At 65.6% G+C, this 14,883-nt stretch carries 14 protein-coding genes; 9 read left to right on the top strand and 5 right to left on the bottom strand.

Features of this window, described 5'->3' with window-relative positions; translation table 11 throughout:
• Positions 1-129 precede the first annotated feature (129 nt).
• The 6 genes from pimA (at position 130) to ACT4OC_RS21140 (ending at position 7,866) form a co-directional block, all read left to right on the top strand.
• Entirely contained in the window at positions 130-1,809 is a 1,680-nt protein-coding gene (gene pimA, locus ACT4OC_RS21165; RefSeq protein WP_444840982.1) for a dicarboxylate--CoA ligase PimA, read from the top strand.
• Between the two features lie 159 nt (positions 1,810-1,968).
• Complete coding sequence (pimC, locus tag ACT4OC_RS21160) at positions 1,969-3,159, top strand: pimeloyl-CoA dehydrogenase large subunit (RefSeq protein WP_444840981.1); 1,191 nt, start codon at positions 1,969-1,971, stop codon at positions 3,157-3,159.
• A 132-nt stretch (positions 3,160-3,291) separates the two neighbouring features.
• The gene (pimD, locus tag ACT4OC_RS21155) at positions 3,292-4,434 is read left to right on the top strand and encodes a pimeloyl-CoA dehydrogenase small subunit (protein ID WP_444840980.1); all 1,143 of its coding nucleotides are present in this window, start codon (positions 3,292-3,294) and stop codon (positions 4,432-4,434) included.
• Between the two features lie 181 nt (positions 4,435-4,615).
• Complete coding sequence (locus tag ACT4OC_RS21150) at positions 4,616-5,389, top strand: SDR family NAD(P)-dependent oxidoreductase (RefSeq protein ID WP_444840979.1); 774 nt, start codon at positions 4,616-4,618, stop codon at positions 5,387-5,389.
• Positions 5,390-5,616: 227 nt separating this feature from the next.
• On the top strand, positions 5,617-7,122 hold the full coding sequence (gene glpK, locus ACT4OC_RS21145; protein WP_444840978.1) for a glycerol kinase GlpK: 1,506 nt from the start codon (positions 5,617-5,619) through the stop codon (positions 7,120-7,122).
• A gap of 150 nt (positions 7,123-7,272) precedes the next feature.
• Positions 7,273-7,866, top strand: a complete 594-nt coding sequence (locus tag ACT4OC_RS21140; protein WP_444840977.1) for a GNAT family N-acetyltransferase — start codon at positions 7,273-7,275, stop codon at positions 7,864-7,866.
• Positions 7,867-7,884: 18 nt separating this feature from the next.
• Here the strand turns inward: ACT4OC_RS21140 and ACT4OC_RS21135 are convergent, their stop codons facing one another.
• A complete protein-coding gene (locus ACT4OC_RS21135) occupies positions 7,885-8,844 on the bottom strand; it encodes a threonine/serine dehydratase (RefSeq protein ID WP_444840976.1) in 960 nt (319 codons plus the stop codon).
• A 63-nt stretch (positions 8,845-8,907) separates the two neighbouring features.
• Between ACT4OC_RS21135 and ACT4OC_RS21130 the strand changes: the two genes are divergently transcribed.
• Together ACT4OC_RS21130 and ACT4OC_RS21125 are read left to right on the top strand one after the other, a co-directional pair.
• Positions 8,908-9,210: an ArsR/SmtB family transcription factor gene (locus ACT4OC_RS21130; RefSeq protein WP_444840975.1), complete on the top strand. Its 303-nt coding sequence runs from the start codon at positions 8,908-8,910 to the stop codon at positions 9,208-9,210.
• A gap of 186 nt (positions 9,211-9,396) precedes the next feature.
• Positions 9,397-10,029 (top strand): glutathione S-transferase family protein, encoded by a 633-nt coding sequence (locus ACT4OC_RS21125; protein WP_444840974.1) that lies wholly within the window; start codon positions 9,397-9,399, stop codon positions 10,027-10,029.
• Positions 10,030-10,133: 104 nt separating this feature from the next.
• On the opposite strand, the gene ACT4OC_RS21120 is transcribed toward ACT4OC_RS21125, so the two are convergent.
• Positions 10,134-12,020 carry a TRAP transporter permease gene (locus ACT4OC_RS21120; protein WP_444840973.1) on the bottom strand — a complete coding sequence of 629 codons (1,887 nt, stop codon included), beginning with the start codon at positions 12,018-12,020 and terminating at the stop codon, positions 10,134-10,136.
• 10 nt (positions 12,021-12,030) lie between these two features.
• On the bottom strand, positions 12,031-13,035 hold the full coding sequence (locus ACT4OC_RS21115) for a TAXI family TRAP transporter solute-binding subunit (protein WP_444840972.1): 1,005 nt from the start codon (positions 13,033-13,035) through the stop codon (positions 12,031-12,033).
• Between the two features lie 307 nt (positions 13,036-13,342).
• Here ACT4OC_RS21115 and ACT4OC_RS21110 point away from each other — a divergent pair, with 307 nt between their 5' ends.
• Positions 13,343-13,612 (top strand): DUF3551 domain-containing protein, encoded by a 270-nt coding sequence (locus ACT4OC_RS21110; protein ID WP_444840971.1) that lies wholly within the window; start codon positions 13,343-13,345, stop codon positions 13,610-13,612.
• Between the two features lie 218 nt (positions 13,613-13,830).
• Here the strand turns inward: ACT4OC_RS21110 and maiA are convergent, their stop codons facing one another.
• Both maiA and ACT4OC_RS21100 read right to left on the bottom strand, forming a co-directional pair.
• Positions 13,831-14,496: a maleylacetoacetate isomerase gene (gene maiA, locus ACT4OC_RS21105; protein WP_444840970.1), complete on the bottom strand. Its 666-nt coding sequence runs from the start codon at positions 14,494-14,496 to the stop codon at positions 13,831-13,833.
• A gap of 116 nt (positions 14,497-14,612) precedes the next feature.
• Positions 14,613-14,883, bottom strand: a 271-nt coding sequence (locus ACT4OC_RS21100; protein ID WP_444840969.1) for a hypothetical protein, incomplete at its 5' end; no start/stop codon positions are given.

Genomic DNA, 14,883 nt, shown 5'->3' with positions numbered 1-14,883 from the left:
TTCTCCGATGCGCAATTGCGCATCGGAGATGCGCCGCAAGGCACAGGCCCGGAATCCATAACCACCATCGTGAGTATGGATTCGCGGCGCCCTGGAATGACGAATTCAATCTGATGCACTGAAATCCCCATGACCCATCCCGGCGAGCAACATTATCCGCAAGGCGTCCGCTGGGACGATACGATCGAGCGCGGCACGCTGCCCGACCTGCTGTCGCAGGCGGCCTCCGATTACGGCGCGCGCCCCGCCATCGAATTCCGCGACCGGCCGATCGGCTATGCCGAGCTGGAAGACAGGGTCGAGACCGCGGCCGCCGCCTTCCTGCGCGCCGGCTACGGCCGCGACAAGTCCGTCGCGCTGTTCCTCGGCAACACGCCGGACCATCCGGTCAATTTCTTCGGCGCGCTGAAGGCAGGCGCGCGCATCGTGCACCTGTCACCGCTCGACGGCGAGATCGCGCTGTCGCACAAGCTCACCGATTCCGGCGCGCGCGTGCTCGTCACCAGCAATCTTTCCGCGCTATTGCCGACCGCGCTGAAATTCCTCGACAAGGGCCTGCTCGACAGGCTCATCGTTTGCGAGGACGACGACTGGGGCAAGGCGGGCACGCCGCAGACGGCGCTGCCGGAGAATCCGGCCATCGTCACCTACAGGCAATTCGTCGACGGCGTAACGAAGCCCGCCACCTGGCCCGCCATCGACGTCGATGACGTCGCGCTGCTGCAATATACCGGCGGCACGACTGGTTTGCCCAAGGGCGCCATGCTCAGCCATGGCAATCTGACGGCATCCGTGTCCATCTACGACGTCTGGGGCCGGCCGGAGCGGCTCAAGCGCAACGCGATCGAGCGCGTGATCTGCGTCTTGCCGCTATTCCACATCTTCGCGCTGACGGTGGTGCTGCTGTCCTCGCTCCGCCGCGGCAACCTCATTTCGCTGCACCAGCGCTTCGACGTCGAAGCGGTGATGCGCGACATCGAGGCCAAGCGCGCCACGGTTTTCCCCGGCGTGCCGACCATGTGGATCGCGATCGCCGCGCTGCCCGATCTCGACAAGCGCGATTTCTCCTCGCTGGTCGTCGCCGGCTCCGGCGGCGCGCCGCTGCCGGTGGAAGTGGCGAAGATCTTCGAGCGCAAGGTCGGCATGAAGCTGAAGAGCGGCTGGGGCATGACCGAGACCTGCTCGCCCGGCACCGGCCACCCGAAGGAAGGCCCGGACAAGCCCGGCTCCATCGGCCTGATGCTGCCCGGCATCGAGCTTGACGTCGTCTCGCTGGATGACCCGACGAAGGTGCTGCCGGTCGGCGAAACCGGCGAAATCCGCATCAGGGGGCCGAACGTCACCAAGGGCTACTGGAACAAGCCGAAGGAGAGCGCGGAGTCCTTCGTCGGCGACCGCTTCCTCACCGGCGACATCGGCTACATGGACGCCGACGGCTATTTCCACCTGGTCGACCGCAAGAAGGACATGATCATCTCCGGCGGCTTCAACGTCTATCCGCAGATGATCGAGCAGGCGATCTACACCCACCCGTCCGTACAGGAAGTGATCGTGATCGGCATTGCCGACGATTACCGCGGCGAGGCGGCAAAGGCCTTCGTCACGCTGCGCGCAGGCGCTGCGCCGTTCACCGCCGAGGAGCTGCGCGCCTTCCTCGCCGGCAAGCTCGGCAAGCACGAGCTGCCCGCCGCGGTCGAGTTCGTCAGGGAATTGCCGCGCACGCCGGTCGGCAAGCTGTCACGCCACGAACTGCGCAAGGCGCAGCCGGCGGCGGAGAAGCAGCAGCAAGTCGCGGGAGGCCGTTCTTGAAGTCGCTCCGCCAACTCCGCGTCGTCCCGGCGAAGGCCGGGACCCATACGCCGCGGCTTTGCTTGAGGCACTCGGAGAGACGGCTTTCGCAGTAACTGAGTTCGGTGGTTATGGATCCCAGCTTTTCGCCGGGACGACAATTGAGAGAAGGAGGATCCGATGGATCTCGCTTTTACCAAGGAAGAAATCGCGTTTCGCGAGGAAGTGCGGCAGTTCTTCAAGGACAACGTGCCGCCGGAGACGCGGCGCAAGCTGGTCGAGGGCCGTCATCTGTCCAAGGACGAGATGGTCATCTGGTGGCGCATCCTCAACAAGAAGGGCTGGGGCGTCTCGCACTGGCCGAAGGAATATGGCGGCACGGGGTGGTCCTCGGTGCAGCACTACATCTTCAACGAGGAGCTGCAGGCCTATCCGGCGCCGGCGCCGCTCGCCTTCGGCGTCAGCATGGTCGGTCCGGTCATCTACACCTTCGGCAACGAAGAGCAGAAGAAGAAGTATCTGCCGCGCATCGCCAATGTCGACGACTGGTGGTGCCAGGGCTTCTCGGAGCCCGGCTCCGGCTCGGACCTCGCCTCGCTGAAGACCAAGGCCGAGCGCAAGGGCGACAAGTGGATCATCAACGGCCAGAAGACCTGGACCACGCTCGCCCAGCACGCCGACATGATCTTCTGCCTCTGCCGCACCGACCCCTCGGCGAAGAAGCAGACCGGCATCTCCTTCATCGTGTTCAGCATGAAGAGCAAGGGCGTCACCGTGCGCCCGATCCAGACCATCGACGGCAGCCACGAGGTCAACGAGGTCTTCTTCGACGACGTCGAGGTGCCTTACGAGAACATCATCGGCGAGGAGAACAAGGGCTGGGACTACGCCAAGTTCCTGCTCGGCAACGAGCGCACCGGCATCGCCCGCGTCGGCGTCTCCAAGGAGCGCATCCGCCGCATCAAGGAACTGGCCGGCAAGGTCGAGTCGGGCGGCAAGCCGATCCTGCTCGACCCCGCCTTCCGCGAGAAGCTCGCGGCCTGCGAGATCGAGCTCAAGGCGCTCGAGTTGACGCAGCTCCGCGTCGTCGCCGACGAGAGCAAGCACGGCAAGGGCAAGCCCAATCCGGCGTCGTCCGTGCTGAAGATCAAGGGCTCGGAGATCCAGCAGACCACCACCGAGCTGCTGATGGAAGTGATCGGCCCGCTCGCCGCGCCCTACGACGTCCATGGCGACGACGGCTCCAACGAGGCGATGGAGTGGACCGCGCAGATCGCGCCGAGCTACTTCAACAACCGCAAGGTCTCGATCTACGGCGGCTCCAACGAGATCCAGCGCAACATCATCGCCAAGGCGGTGCTGGGGCTGTGAGCAGTTCATACACACGTGTCGTCATGGCCGGGCTTGACCCGGCCATCCACGTGTTGACGCACAAAGAACGTGGATGCCCGGGACAAGCCCGGGCATGACGATGAAAAAGAATAGCCTGAGAGAGTAAGCAAGATGGATTTTGATTTGTCCGAGGAGCAGCGGCTTCTCAAGGAAAGCGTCGACGGTCTGCTGACCGACTCCTACGACTTCGATGCCCGCAAAAAGTACATGAAGGAGAAGGGCGGCTGGAGCAAGGCCGTATGGGGCAAGCTCGCCGAGCAGGGCCTGCTCGGCCTTCCCTTTGCGGAAAAGGATGGCGGCTTCGGTGCCGGCGGCGTCGAAACCATGATCGTGATGGAAGCGCTCGGCAAGGCGCTGGTGCTGGAGCCGTATCTGGCGACCGTGGTGATCGGCGGCGGCTTCCTGCGCCATGGCGGCACCGACACGCAGAAGGCCGCTTATGTGCCTGCCATCATCGACGGCAGCAAGACCTTTGCCTTCGCCCAGCTCGAGAAGAACTCGCGCTACGACCTGCACGATGTCACCACGACGGCCAAGAAGAAGGGCGATGCTTACGTGATCGACGGCGAGAAATTCGTCGTCCTCAACGGCGAGAATGCGGACACGCTGATCGTCACCGCGCGCACCAAGGGCGAGCGCCGCGACGAGACCGGCGTTGGCGTCTTCCTGGTGCCGGCCAGTGCCAAGGGCGTCACCAAGAAATCCTATCCGACCCAGGACGGTCTGCACGCCGCCGACATCACCTTCACCGGCGTCGAGGTCGGCGCGGATGCGGCGATCGGCAATCCCGAGGACGGCCTCGCCTTGATCGAGCGCGTGGTCGACGACGCCCGCGGCGCGCTGTGCGCGGAAGCGGTCGGGCTGATGGACGAGTCGCTCAAGACCACCGTCGAGTACATCAAGACCCGAAAGCAGTTCGGCGTGCCGATCGGCACCTTCCAGAGCCTGCAGCATCGTGCCTCCGACATGTTCGTCGCGGTCGAGCAGGCGCGCAGCATGTCGATGTTCGCCACCATGGCGTCCGACTTCGACGATGCGAAGGAGCGTGCCAAAGCGATCGCAGCGGCCAAGGTGCAGATCGGCAAGTCGCTGAAGTTCGTCGGCCAGCAGGCGATCCAGCTCCATGGCGGCATCGGCATGACCATGGAGGCCAAGATCGGCCACTATTTCAAGCGGCTGACCATGATCGAGAACACCTTCGGCGACACCGACTATCACCTGCGCCGCGTCACCGACGCGGGCGGATTGGTGTAGGTCTCTCTCCCGCCAGCCCGTGGCGCGCATTCGCGCGCCTCGGCCACACGCCATCCGCGTCATGGCCGGGCTTCGTCCCGGCCATCCACGTCTTGGCGGCAGCAAAGGAAGAACGTGGATGCCCGGGACAAGCCCGGGCATGACGAGAAATAATGGACATGAACCTATCGGAGCAGACGCCGTGAAATCCACCCCGTTCGATCTCACCGGCTCCGTCGCCGTCATCACCGGCTCCAGCCGCGGCATCGGACGCTCCGCCGCGGAGTTGCTGGCGAAGCTCGGCGCCAAGGTCGTGATTTCCTCCCGCAAGGCCGATGCCTGTCACGCGGTCGCCGAAGGCATCAGGAAGTCCGGCGGCGACGCCCACGTCATCCCCTGCAACATCTCGCGCCATGACGAGGTGAAGGCGCTGATCGCGGGCACTACGAAGCATTACGGCAAGGTCGACATCCTCGTCTGCAACGCCGCGGTCAACCCCTATTACGGCCCGCTGCTCGACATCTCGGACGAGGCCTTCGACAAGATCATGGGGAGCAACGTCAAGAGCAACATCTGGCTCTGCGCCGAGGCGATCCCGCAGATGGCCGCGCGCGGCAAAGGCTCGGTCGTCATTATCTCCTCGATCGGAGGCATGCGCGGCTCCACCGTGATCGGCGCCTACGGCATTTCGAAAGCCGCCGACTTCGCGCTGTGCCGCAGCCTCGCCGGCGAATGGGGCCCGAGCGGCGTGCGCGTCAATTGCGTTGCGCCCGGCCTCATCAAGACCGATTTCGCCCGCGCGCTGTGGGAGAACGAGGAGATGCTGAAGCACCGCACCGCCACCACGCCGCTCCGCCGCATCGGCGAGCCCGACGAGATCGCCGGCGCGGTGGCGTATCTGGCCTCGGATGCCTCCACCTTCATGACCGGCCAGACCATCGTCGTCGACGGCGGCGTGACGACGGCGGCGGCGTGAGTTGTCGCCCCGGCGTAGGCCGGGGCCCAAAACCACCGGGCTCTGTTGTTGCGAAGGCTGTGGCTCCAGCGAGCCCGGCAACGAACAGCTGTGGCTATGGGTCCCGGCCTTCGCCGGGACGACATTCGAATTTGTCGCGCCACCTCCTGCAACCTTGACCTTCCCCTCCCAATCCGCTGTCTTTGGCGCGACACGTCACAACAATCCTCCCGGGAAGAAACACCCCAATGTCCTTCGTCCTCGCCATCGATCAGGGCACCACGTCCTCGCGCGCCATCGTGTTCCGCAAGGACATCTCCATCGCCGCCGTGGCGCAGCAGGAGTTTCCGCAGCATTTCCCGGCTTCCGGCTGGGTCGAGCATGAGCCGGAGGACATCTGGACCTCCACCGTGATGACCTGCCGCGACGCGCTGGAGAAGGCGGGCCTGAAGGCCAAGGACATCGCCGCCATCGGCATCACCAACCAGCGCGAGACCACCGTGGTGTGGGATCGCGCCACCGGCAAGGCGATCCACCGCGCCATCGTCTGGCAGGACCGGCGCACCGCCGACGTCTGCGCGAAGCTCAAGAGCGAAGGCCACGAGCCCACGATCTCCAAAAAGACCGGCCTGATCGTCGACCCCTATTTCTCCGGCACCAAGGTCGCCTGGATCCTCGACCACGTCCCCGGCGCGCGCCAACGCGCCGAGCGCGGCGAGCTCGTATTCGGCACCGTCGACTGCTACCTGATGTGGCGGCTGACCGGCGGCAAGGCCCACGTCACCGACGCCACCAACGCATCGCGCACGCTGCTGTTCAACATTCACAGCGGCGAGTGGGACGACGAGCTCCTGAAGATCATCCGCGTGCCGCGCTCGATGCTCCCCGAGGTGAAGGATTCTTCCGCCAGATTCGGCGAGACCGATCCGGCCCTGTTCGGCGGCCCCATCGTCATATCAGGCATCGCCGGCGACCAGCAGGCCGCCACCATCGGCCAGGCCTGCTTCGAGCCCGGCATGATCAAGTCGACCTACGGCACCGGCTGCTTCGCTTTGCTCAACACCGGCACCACGCCGGTCGCCTCGAAGAACAAGCTGCTCACCACCATCGCCTACCAGCTCGACGGCAAGCGCACCTACGCGCTGGAAGGCTCGATCTTCGTCGCCGGAAGCGCCGTGCAATGGCTGCGCGACGGGCTCGGCATCATCAAGCAGGCGTCCGAGACCGGGCCGCTGGCGGACAAATCCGATTCCATGCAGAGCGTCTATCTCGTGCCGGCCTTCGTCGGCATGGGCGCGCCCTACTGGAATCCGAACGTGCGCGGCGCGCTGTTCGGCTTGACCCGCAACACCGGCCCCGCCGAGCTTGCCCACGCGGCCCTTGAAAGCGTCTGCTACCAGACCTACGACCTCTGGGCCGCGATGCGCGCCGACTGGCCGGAATCGAGCGCGGCGAAAACCGTGCTGCGCGTCGACGGCGGCATGACCGCCTCCGACTGGACCATGCAGCGCCTCGCCGATCTGCTCGACGCCCCGGTCGACCGCCCGTCGATCCTCGAAACCACCGCGCTCGGCGCCGCCTATCTCGCCGGCCTCCATGCGGGGGTTTATCCCGAGCCGAAAAAATTCGCCGACAACTGGCGCCTCGAACACCGCTTCAAGCCCGCGATGAGCGCGGCGACTCGCGAGCGGAAGCTGAAGGGCTGGGCGCGCGCAGTGAAGGGCGTGCTGGCGAGCGACGAGGGGGAGGGGTGATGCCGGCCGCCTCCCCTCGTCATCGCCGGGCTTGACCCGGCGATCCACGTCTTACTTTCTTTCCGCAGAGACGCGTGGATGGCCGGGACATCCAGCGCGAAGACGCGCTTCGCGCTTTTGCCCGGCCATGACGAATAGAGAGACCGCGCCATGATCCTCCCAGACGGTTACTCCGACGTCCCCGCAGGCAAGATCGCCGCGGTCGTCACGCATCTCGAAATGACCGAGCGTCCGGCGGCTTCGCCAAATCCGCCCGGCCTGTGGACACTGCGCAAGGTCACGCGGCCCAATCTCGCCTGGTACCGCGATCTCTATCGCCGCGTCGGCGAGGAGTGGCTGTGGTTCTCGCGCATCCGCATGACCGACGCCGAGCTTGCAGCGCGGCTGCATCATCCGCTGGTCGAAACTTTCGCACTCGCCGCCGACGGGAGCGACGAGGGGTTGCTGGAGCTGGACTTCCGCGAGCCCGGCGCCTGCGAGATCGGCATGTTCGGCGTCACCGCCAGGCTGGTCGGCAAGGGCGCCGGCGGCTTTCTGATGCATCACGCCTTGCAGCTGGCCTGGTCGCAGCCGATCAAGCGCCTTTGGCTGCACACCTGCACCTTCGATCATCCGGCCGCATTGCCGTTCTACCAGCGCGCCGGCTTCCGCCCGTTCCGGCGCCAGGTCGAGGTCGCCGACGACCCCCGCCTCGACGGCACCGCGCCGCGTGGTGTGGCGAGGCATGTGCCGGTGATCGAGTAGCGGAATGATGGGGCGTCTCTACGCCGCCCGCGCGCTCTCGAAATTCACCGCCGTGGTATTGGCGCCGCAGATCAGCACGCCGACGCGTTCGCCAGGTGCGGGACGATAGCGGCCGGAGAGCAATGCTGCGAACGCGGCCGCGCCGCCGGGTTCGGTCACCACGCGCAAGCTCGACCACAGCGCCGCCTGCGCCTGCCGGATCGCATCGTCGCTGACCAGCAGCACCTGCTCCACATGCGTGCGCGCGATCGGAAACATCAGCTCGCCGACACGGCGCGGTGCCAGCGAGTCGGCGGCGATGCCGCCCGCGGGCGCATCGACCGGCGCGCCTGCTGCGAATGCGGCGTGCAGGGTCGGCGATTGCTCCGGCTCGACCGCGACGATGCGCTTTCGCCCCGAGAACCACGCCGCGATGCCGCCGATCAATCCGCCGCCGCCGACCGCGACCAGCAGCGTGTCGAAGTCGGGCGCGTCCTGCTCCAGCTCCATCCCGACCGTGCCCTGGCCGAGCAGCGTCTCCGCCTGGTCGTATGCATGAACCGCCAGTGCGCCGGTGCGCGCGACATGCGCTTCACTCGCGTCCAGCGCGTCGGCATAGCGCGCGCCGCCGATGACAAGTTGTGCGCCATAGCTCCGGATGCGCTCGGCCTTGGCGGGCGAGGTGATGTCGGGCACAAAAATGGTGGCGGGTACGCCGAGCCGCTGCGCCGCATAGGCGACGGCCGCGCCGTGATTGCCGCCAGAGGCGGCCACCACGCCGGCCGCTTGCGGCTTGCGCAACAAGAGGTTGGCGAAGGCGCCGCGGGCCTTGAACGAGCCGGAATGCTGCAGCATCTCCAGCTTGAAGGCCACATGCGATGGCGGCAGGCCGAAATCGGCGAGATCGGTCCGCAGCATCGGCGTGCGGCGGACATATGGACGGATCACAGCCTCGGTCGCCGCAATGCGCTCGCGCGAAATTTCTTTTGTTGCTGCCATGGCGGTGCCCTTGTTAGCGCGTCCGGGACTTGACATCAATTAGTTAATTAGCAAAATAACTAAATGAATATTGCGATCGTTCTGCGGGCGCTGGCAAATGAGCGGCGGCTGCAGATCCTGGAATGGCTGCGCGAGCCGCGGAAACATTTTCGCGAGCAGATCGACGGCGATCTGGTCGAGGATGGCGTCTGCGGCCTGTTGATCGCCGAGAAGCTCGGGGTCAGCGCGCCCACGGTGAGCGAGCATATGCGCGTGCTCACCGCAGCCAAGCTGGTGCGCGTCAAGCGTATCAAGCAATGGACCATGTACCGGCGCAACGAGGCGGCGATCGCGATGGTGAAGCGCGCGATTGAAGAGAAAGTGTAGGGTTTCCTACGGGCGGCGTTGCCGAAAAATTGGGCGTCATCATCGGGCTTGTCGCGGTGGTCCACGTCCTTAATCTATCCTCGTTGATACAAAGACGTGGATGGCCGGGCATAGGCGAGCGGAAGCGACGCCGTCCTTCGGACGGCTATGCCCGGCCATGACGAAGAAGAGAGGCAATCGAATTCCATGTTCCTCATCGGCCAATACGACTCCCCCTTCGTCCGCCGTGTCGCGATCGCGATGCGGCTCTATGGCATCGGCTTCGAGCATAGGCCGTGGTCGACCTTCGGCGATGCCGACAAGATCGCTCCGTATAATCCGCTGCGGCGGGTGCCGACGCTGGTGCTGGATTCGGGCGAAGCGCTGATCGAGAGCACGGCGATCCTGGACTATCTCGACGAAACCGTCGGGCCTGACAGGGCGATGCTGCCCCCGCGCGGCGAAGCGCGGCGCAGGCAGCTGCGGCTTTGTGCGCTGGCGACCGGGCTCGGCGACAAGGCGGTCAGCCTCGTCTACGAGCGCGTACTCCGCAAGGAGCAGCTGAAGCTGTGGGTCGAGCGCTGCGAGGCGCAGATCGGCGGCGTGCTTGATGTGCTGGAGAAGGAGCGCGCCGGCGTCAAGACGCCGTATCTGTTCGGCGAGCGCATCGGCCATGCCGACGTCGCGGTCGCCTGCGTGCTGCGCTTCACGGGCGAGGCGCATGCTGCGCTGTTCAATGCCGCACGCTATCCGGCGCTGGCGGCGCATGCCGCGCATTGCGAGCAGCTGGCCCCGTTCAGGGAAATCGTGCAGCCGCTGGCGCCGCCGAGCGGCGATTGACATTACGCCTGCCGCTCAGGCGTAGATGCGCAGGACGCCGTAGAGGACGGTGCCGAGCAGAAGCGCGGACGCGACCAGCGTCAGCGCGGCGTATTGGGCGCGGGTCATGTGATCGCCCCCTGTGCCACGGTGGATCGCGGAACCCAGAGCTTCTGCACCAGCAGGACGACGGCAAGCACCACCAGTCCGATCACAGAGGTCACCAGATTGGGATCGATCAGCAGCAGGGCGGCCACCAGGAACAGCGCGCGCTCGAACCATGTCGCGACGCGCAGGCAGTATCCTTCCAGCGCGGCAGCGAGCGCAATCACGCCGATCGAGCCACTCACCACCGCACCCAGGATCGGGAGCCACGGACCCTGGAACAGCAGCGCCGGATTGTAGACGAAGAAGAACGGCACGATGAAGCCGGCGGCCGCGAACTTCACCGCCTGCACGCCGGAGCCCCATAGCCCGGCGCCGCCGATCGAGGCGGCGGCGTATACGGCCAGCGCCACCGGCGGGGTCACCGCCGACAGGCACGAGAAGTAGAAGGCGAACATGTGGGCCGCCATCGGTTCGACGCCGAGCTTCATGATCGCGGGCACCAGCAGCGCCGCCTGCATGATGTAGGCGGGGGTAGTCGGCATGCCCATGCCCAGAACGATGCCGGCGACCATGGTGATGAGCAGCGCCAGCAGCAGCGAGCCATAGGTGAAATCGATGAGGAACGCCGTGAACCGCAGCGCCAGCCCGGTTTGCAGCACGATACCGATCACGATCCCTGCGGATGCGCACGCCATCGCTACCGGCACAGTTTGCACGGCGCCGTCGCGCAGGCCGTCGAGGCACGCGCGCCAGCCGAGCCCGGTCGCAGGACGCAGCCACGAGATCGCGATCAGCGCGGCGGTGGCGATGATCGCGCCGTAGGTCGGCGTGAAGCCGAACAGCAGCAGCGCCAGCAGCACGATCACCGGAAGGAACAGATGCCCCTGGCGCACGATGATATAGCCGAGGATCGGCAGTTCCTCGCGCGGCAGGCCCTTCAGCCCGGAACGGACGGCGTTGAAGTGGATCGCCGCGAACAGCGCGCCGTAATAGAACAGCGCGGGGATGACCGCGGCGATCATCACCTTGGTGTAGCTGACGCCCTGGAACTCGGCCATCACGAAGGCTGCCGCGCCCATGATCGGCGGCATGATCTGCCCGCCGGTGGAGGCGACCGCCTCGATGGCAGCGGCGGCCTCCGGCTTGAAGCCGGTCTTCTTCATCATGGGAATGGTGAGCCAGCCGTCGACCATGACGTTGGCGACGGCGGAGCCGGAGATCGTGCCGAACAGGCTGGAGGAGACGACCGAGACCTTGCCGGGCCCGCCGCGCGCGCCGCCTGCAATCGCGTTGGCGAAGTTCATGAAGAACTCGCCGGCCCCGGATCGTTCGAGAAACGATCCGAAGATGATGAAGAGAATGACGTAGGTCGCGGCCACCGTCATCGGCACGCCGAAAATGCCCTCGGTCGTGAAGTAGGTCTGGTCGATCGCGATCTCGAGGCTCAGCCCCTTGTGGTAGGTCCAGCCGTAGAGCCAGGGGCCGGCGAAGGCGTAGAGTAGGAACACGATCGCGACGATCGGCAGGGCCGCGCCGATGGTGCGCCGCGTCGCCTCCAGCACCAGCAGCGTGGCGACGATGCCGACCGCCATGTCCGTTCGACTGAGCGAATCCGCGGTCGGGAAGCGGTTCACCACGTAGTCGTAGTTCACGAACATGTAGCCGATGCAGGCGAGCGAAAGGCCGGCCAGGACGAGATCCACCCATGGCACGCGATCGGGCGTCGTGCCCTTGCGCATCGGCCATAGCAGGAACGACAGCACCAGGCTGAAGGCGAGCGTGATGTAGAGCAGGGCCTGCTGATCGGGTGCGTATGTCGTCAGGCGCGCGTAGATATGGTACACGGACATCGCGACCGCGACCGTGCCGACGACGAGCCCCGCGTAACCTACGAGCTTGCGCATGCCGCCCGCTCTACTTCTTCAGCAGCCCCGCCTCCTTGTAATATTTCTCCGCGCCGGGATGCATGGGCATGCCGAAATTCTCCGCCATGTTCGCCCCCGTCACACCCTTCATGACGCTGGTGACGTTGCCGAACTCGTCGCGGCCTTCGACGATGGCCTTGGTGATCTTGTAGATCACGTCGGCTGACGTCTTGGAGGAGGCGATCAGCACGGTCGGCGACTGGAAGGTCTTGACCGCTTCGGTGACGCCCTGCTCCTTGTAGATGCCGGCCGGAAGCGTGTAGGGCACGAAGCCCGGATTGATCTTCTGCAGCGCGGCGATTTCCTCGTCGGTCACCCCGAGCACCCGCACCGGCATCGCCGAGCCGAGATCCATGATGAAGGACGCCGGCACCACCGTGAACCAACCGGCCGCCATCGCCTGCCGGTTCTTGATCGCCTCGGCATTGGATGACACCGGACCGTAGCTCTTGGCGCCGAGGTCGTTGAGCGTCATGCCGTTGACCTTGAGCAGGTACTCCCAGCCGGCCGCAAGGCTGGTATTGCCGCGCGATGGCAATGCCACCGGCTGACCCTTCAGGTCCTTGACGCTCTTGATCTCGCTGTTGGCGGGAACCACCAGCTGCCAGACGTTGGGGTAGAAGTTGGCGACGAACAGGCCCTTGTCGGTCTGCTTGCCCGCGAACTGACCTTCGCCTTTCTGCGCATCGGACATCACGGTCGTCATCGACCAGCCGATATCGGCCTTGTCGTTGCGGATCTTCTCCATGTTGACGAGCGCCGCACCCGGCTCGACCTGTACGTTCAACTCGGGATACCGCTTGTTGACGACCTGGGATGCCGCCGCCGCCATCGGCGTCCAGCTGCCGCCGGTCGGTCCGGCGCTGAAGATGACGTCGGTCTTCTGCTGGGCATGGGCGGCGCCGGTGACGGCAATGGTCATGGCTGCAGCAGCGGCCAGGCACAGGACTCGTCGTGAATCGCGAATCTGGACGAACCGAATCTGGACGAACATTGTCATCCCCTCCCTTGTGTTATTAGTTCTTCCTCTTGGCGCGCGGCTTGTTCGTGCTCTTTCGTTCGCAGATCGTCAGGAGCGTCTTCGTGCGCTCTCGTCGCATGCGATTTTCCGGCACTTGGCGCAGCGGGAACGCTACATTCACGCCGCTGCGGCTGTCAATGAATGAACCGAACCGGCTTGCTTGCATTGCACAAGACCGGGCCGCGGCTTGCGAAGCTCAACGCCGGCGCGGATACGCCTCGACGCGTCCTTGCCGCAGGCATAAGGTTGGGCGGCAAGACCGCTCCGCGAGGGCATGAGCATGAAGTCACGCCACACGCTTGCCGCCGCAGCCCTGACGTTCATCGGCACAATCTCCGCTGCGCCCACCCAGGCCCAGACCTACGATCCCAGATATCCGGTTTGCCTGCAGGTCTATAAGGGCTTCATGGACTACTATTACGAGTGCGCCTACACGTCGATACCGCAGTGCCAGATGTCCGCCTCCGGCCGCGCCGCCTCCTGCCTGGTCAATCCCTACTACGCCGGGCCGAAGGGCAAGCGCAGCAAGCAGCGGCCGCCGGGGTATTGAGCGCGTCCGGGGCGAGACGGCCGTAGGATGGGTAGAGCGAAGCCGTAAACACAACTGTCGTCCCGGACAAGCGAGCGTAAGCGAGCGCCGATCCGGGACCCATAACCACAGGAAATAGTTTTGCGGAAGCTGGAGCTCCAGCTCGCTCAAACAACATCTCCCTGTGGTTATGGGCCCCGGCCTGCACCGGGGCGACGCTTGGAGCGTTCCTCGCGCTACTACCCCGCCTTGGGCCGCATCGCCTCCGGCGTGTCCGGCTGCGCCAGCGGATGCGCGCGGGAAAATTCCGGCAGCGCCATTGCGGTGTCGAAGATGCGCTTCGCCGTCGGCCAGCGGTCGAGGCTCATCTGCAGCGTCCCGGCCTGGGTGCAATGACCGACCATGCAGATGTCGGCCATGGTCGGCGCATCGCCGTGGCAGAATTTTCCCGTCTGCTTGCTTCCGGCCAGATGCCCCTCCAGCGCCGTCAGCGTCTCGATCACCCAGTGCCGCCGCCAGGCCGTCTGCTGCTCGTCGCGCAAATTGAGCTCGCGGTCGAGATAGCGCCGCACCCGCGGCGTCAGCAGCGGGTGTCCCTCGCAGGCCACCATCAGCGCCAGCGCCCGCACCCGCGCGCGGCCTTTTGGGTCGGCGGGAAGGATCGGCGGGGCGGGATACTTCTCCTCGAGATATTCGAGGATCGCCACCGACTGGAACAGCACGGTGCCGTCGTCCTCCACCAGCGCCGGCAGCGCCATCTGCGGATTGATGCGGCGGTATTCATCGCTGCGATGCGCATCGGCATCGATGTCGACGAAAACGATTTCGGCCGGCAGCTTCTTCAGGTTGAGCGCAATGCGCACCCGAAAACTCGCCAGCGATCGCCAGAAGGAGAAGAATTTCATGAGGGAGGACTCACAACTCGTCGTGCCCGGGCTTGACCCGGGCATCCATCATCTTCGCGAAAAGCTTCTTGGAGATGGATCGCCGGGTCAAGCCCGGCGATGACGCGTACGCGAGCCTACCCCGCTCCCACAGCCTTCTTGCGCCACGCCAGATGCACGGCGCAGGTGCAGCCGGGCGGATGCGAGGCGACATCGTTGGCGGGCACGGCGGCCGGCGGTTCCTTCGGCATCGCCACCTTCACCGCGCGGTCGGCGGCGGACTGGTCCTGCGCGGGGATGTAGTTGAGGATCGGCGCCAGCCAGCGCTCGACCTCGGCCACCGTCATGCCCTTGCGCGCGGCATAGTCCTCGACCTGGTCGCGCTCGATCTTGCCGACGCCGAAATAG

Source organism: Bradyrhizobium sp. (genome assembly GCF_052389815.1).
Lineage (GTDB): Bacteria > Pseudomonadota > Alphaproteobacteria > Rhizobiales > Xanthobacteraceae > Bradyrhizobium.
Note: the sequence above shows the minus strand (reverse complement) of the source record. Positions and strands in the feature narration are given on the sequence as shown.

Excerpts from the sequence above, each read along its gene's own strand:
- pimA (WP_444840982.1), top strand. The coding sequence starts at position 130 with ATGACCCATCCCGGCGAGCAACATTATCCGCAAGGCGTCCGCTGGGAC.
- pimC (WP_444840981.1), top strand. The coding sequence starts at position 1,969 with ATGGATCTCGCTTTTACCAAGGAAGAAATCGCGTTTCGCGAGGAAGTG.
- pimD (WP_444840980.1), top strand. The coding sequence starts at position 3,292 with ATGGATTTTGATTTGTCCGAGGAGCAGCGGCTTCTCAAGGAAAGCGTC.
- glpK (WP_444840978.1), top strand. The coding sequence starts at position 5,617 with ATGTCCTTCGTCCTCGCCATCGATCAGGGCACCACGTCCTCGCGCGCC.
- ACT4OC_RS21140 (WP_444840977.1), top strand. The coding sequence starts at position 7,273 with ATGATCCTCCCAGACGGTTACTCCGACGTCCCCGCAGGCAAGATCGCC.
- ACT4OC_RS21135 (WP_444840976.1), bottom strand. The coding sequence starts at position 8,844 with ATGGCAGCAACAAAAGAAATTTCGCGCGAGCGCATTGCGGCGACCGAG.
- ACT4OC_RS21130 (WP_444840975.1), top strand. The coding sequence starts at position 8,908 with ATGAATATTGCGATCGTTCTGCGGGCGCTGGCAAATGAGCGGCGGCTG.
- ACT4OC_RS21125 (WP_444840974.1), top strand. The coding sequence starts at position 9,397 with ATGTTCCTCATCGGCCAATACGACTCCCCCTTCGTCCGCCGTGTCGCG.
- ACT4OC_RS21120 (WP_444840973.1), bottom strand. The coding sequence starts at position 12,020 with ATGCGCAAGCTCGTAGGTTACGCGGGGCTCGTCGTCGGCACGGTCGCG.
- ACT4OC_RS21115 (WP_444840972.1), bottom strand. The coding sequence starts at position 13,035 with ATGTTCGTCCAGATTCGGTTCGTCCAGATTCGCGATTCACGACGAGTC.
- ACT4OC_RS21110 (WP_444840971.1), top strand. The coding sequence starts at position 13,343 with ATGAAGTCACGCCACACGCTTGCCGCCGCAGCCCTGACGTTCATCGGC.
- maiA (WP_444840970.1), bottom strand. The coding sequence starts at position 14,496 with ATGAAATTCTTCTCCTTCTGGCGATCGCTGGCGAGTTTTCGGGTGCGC.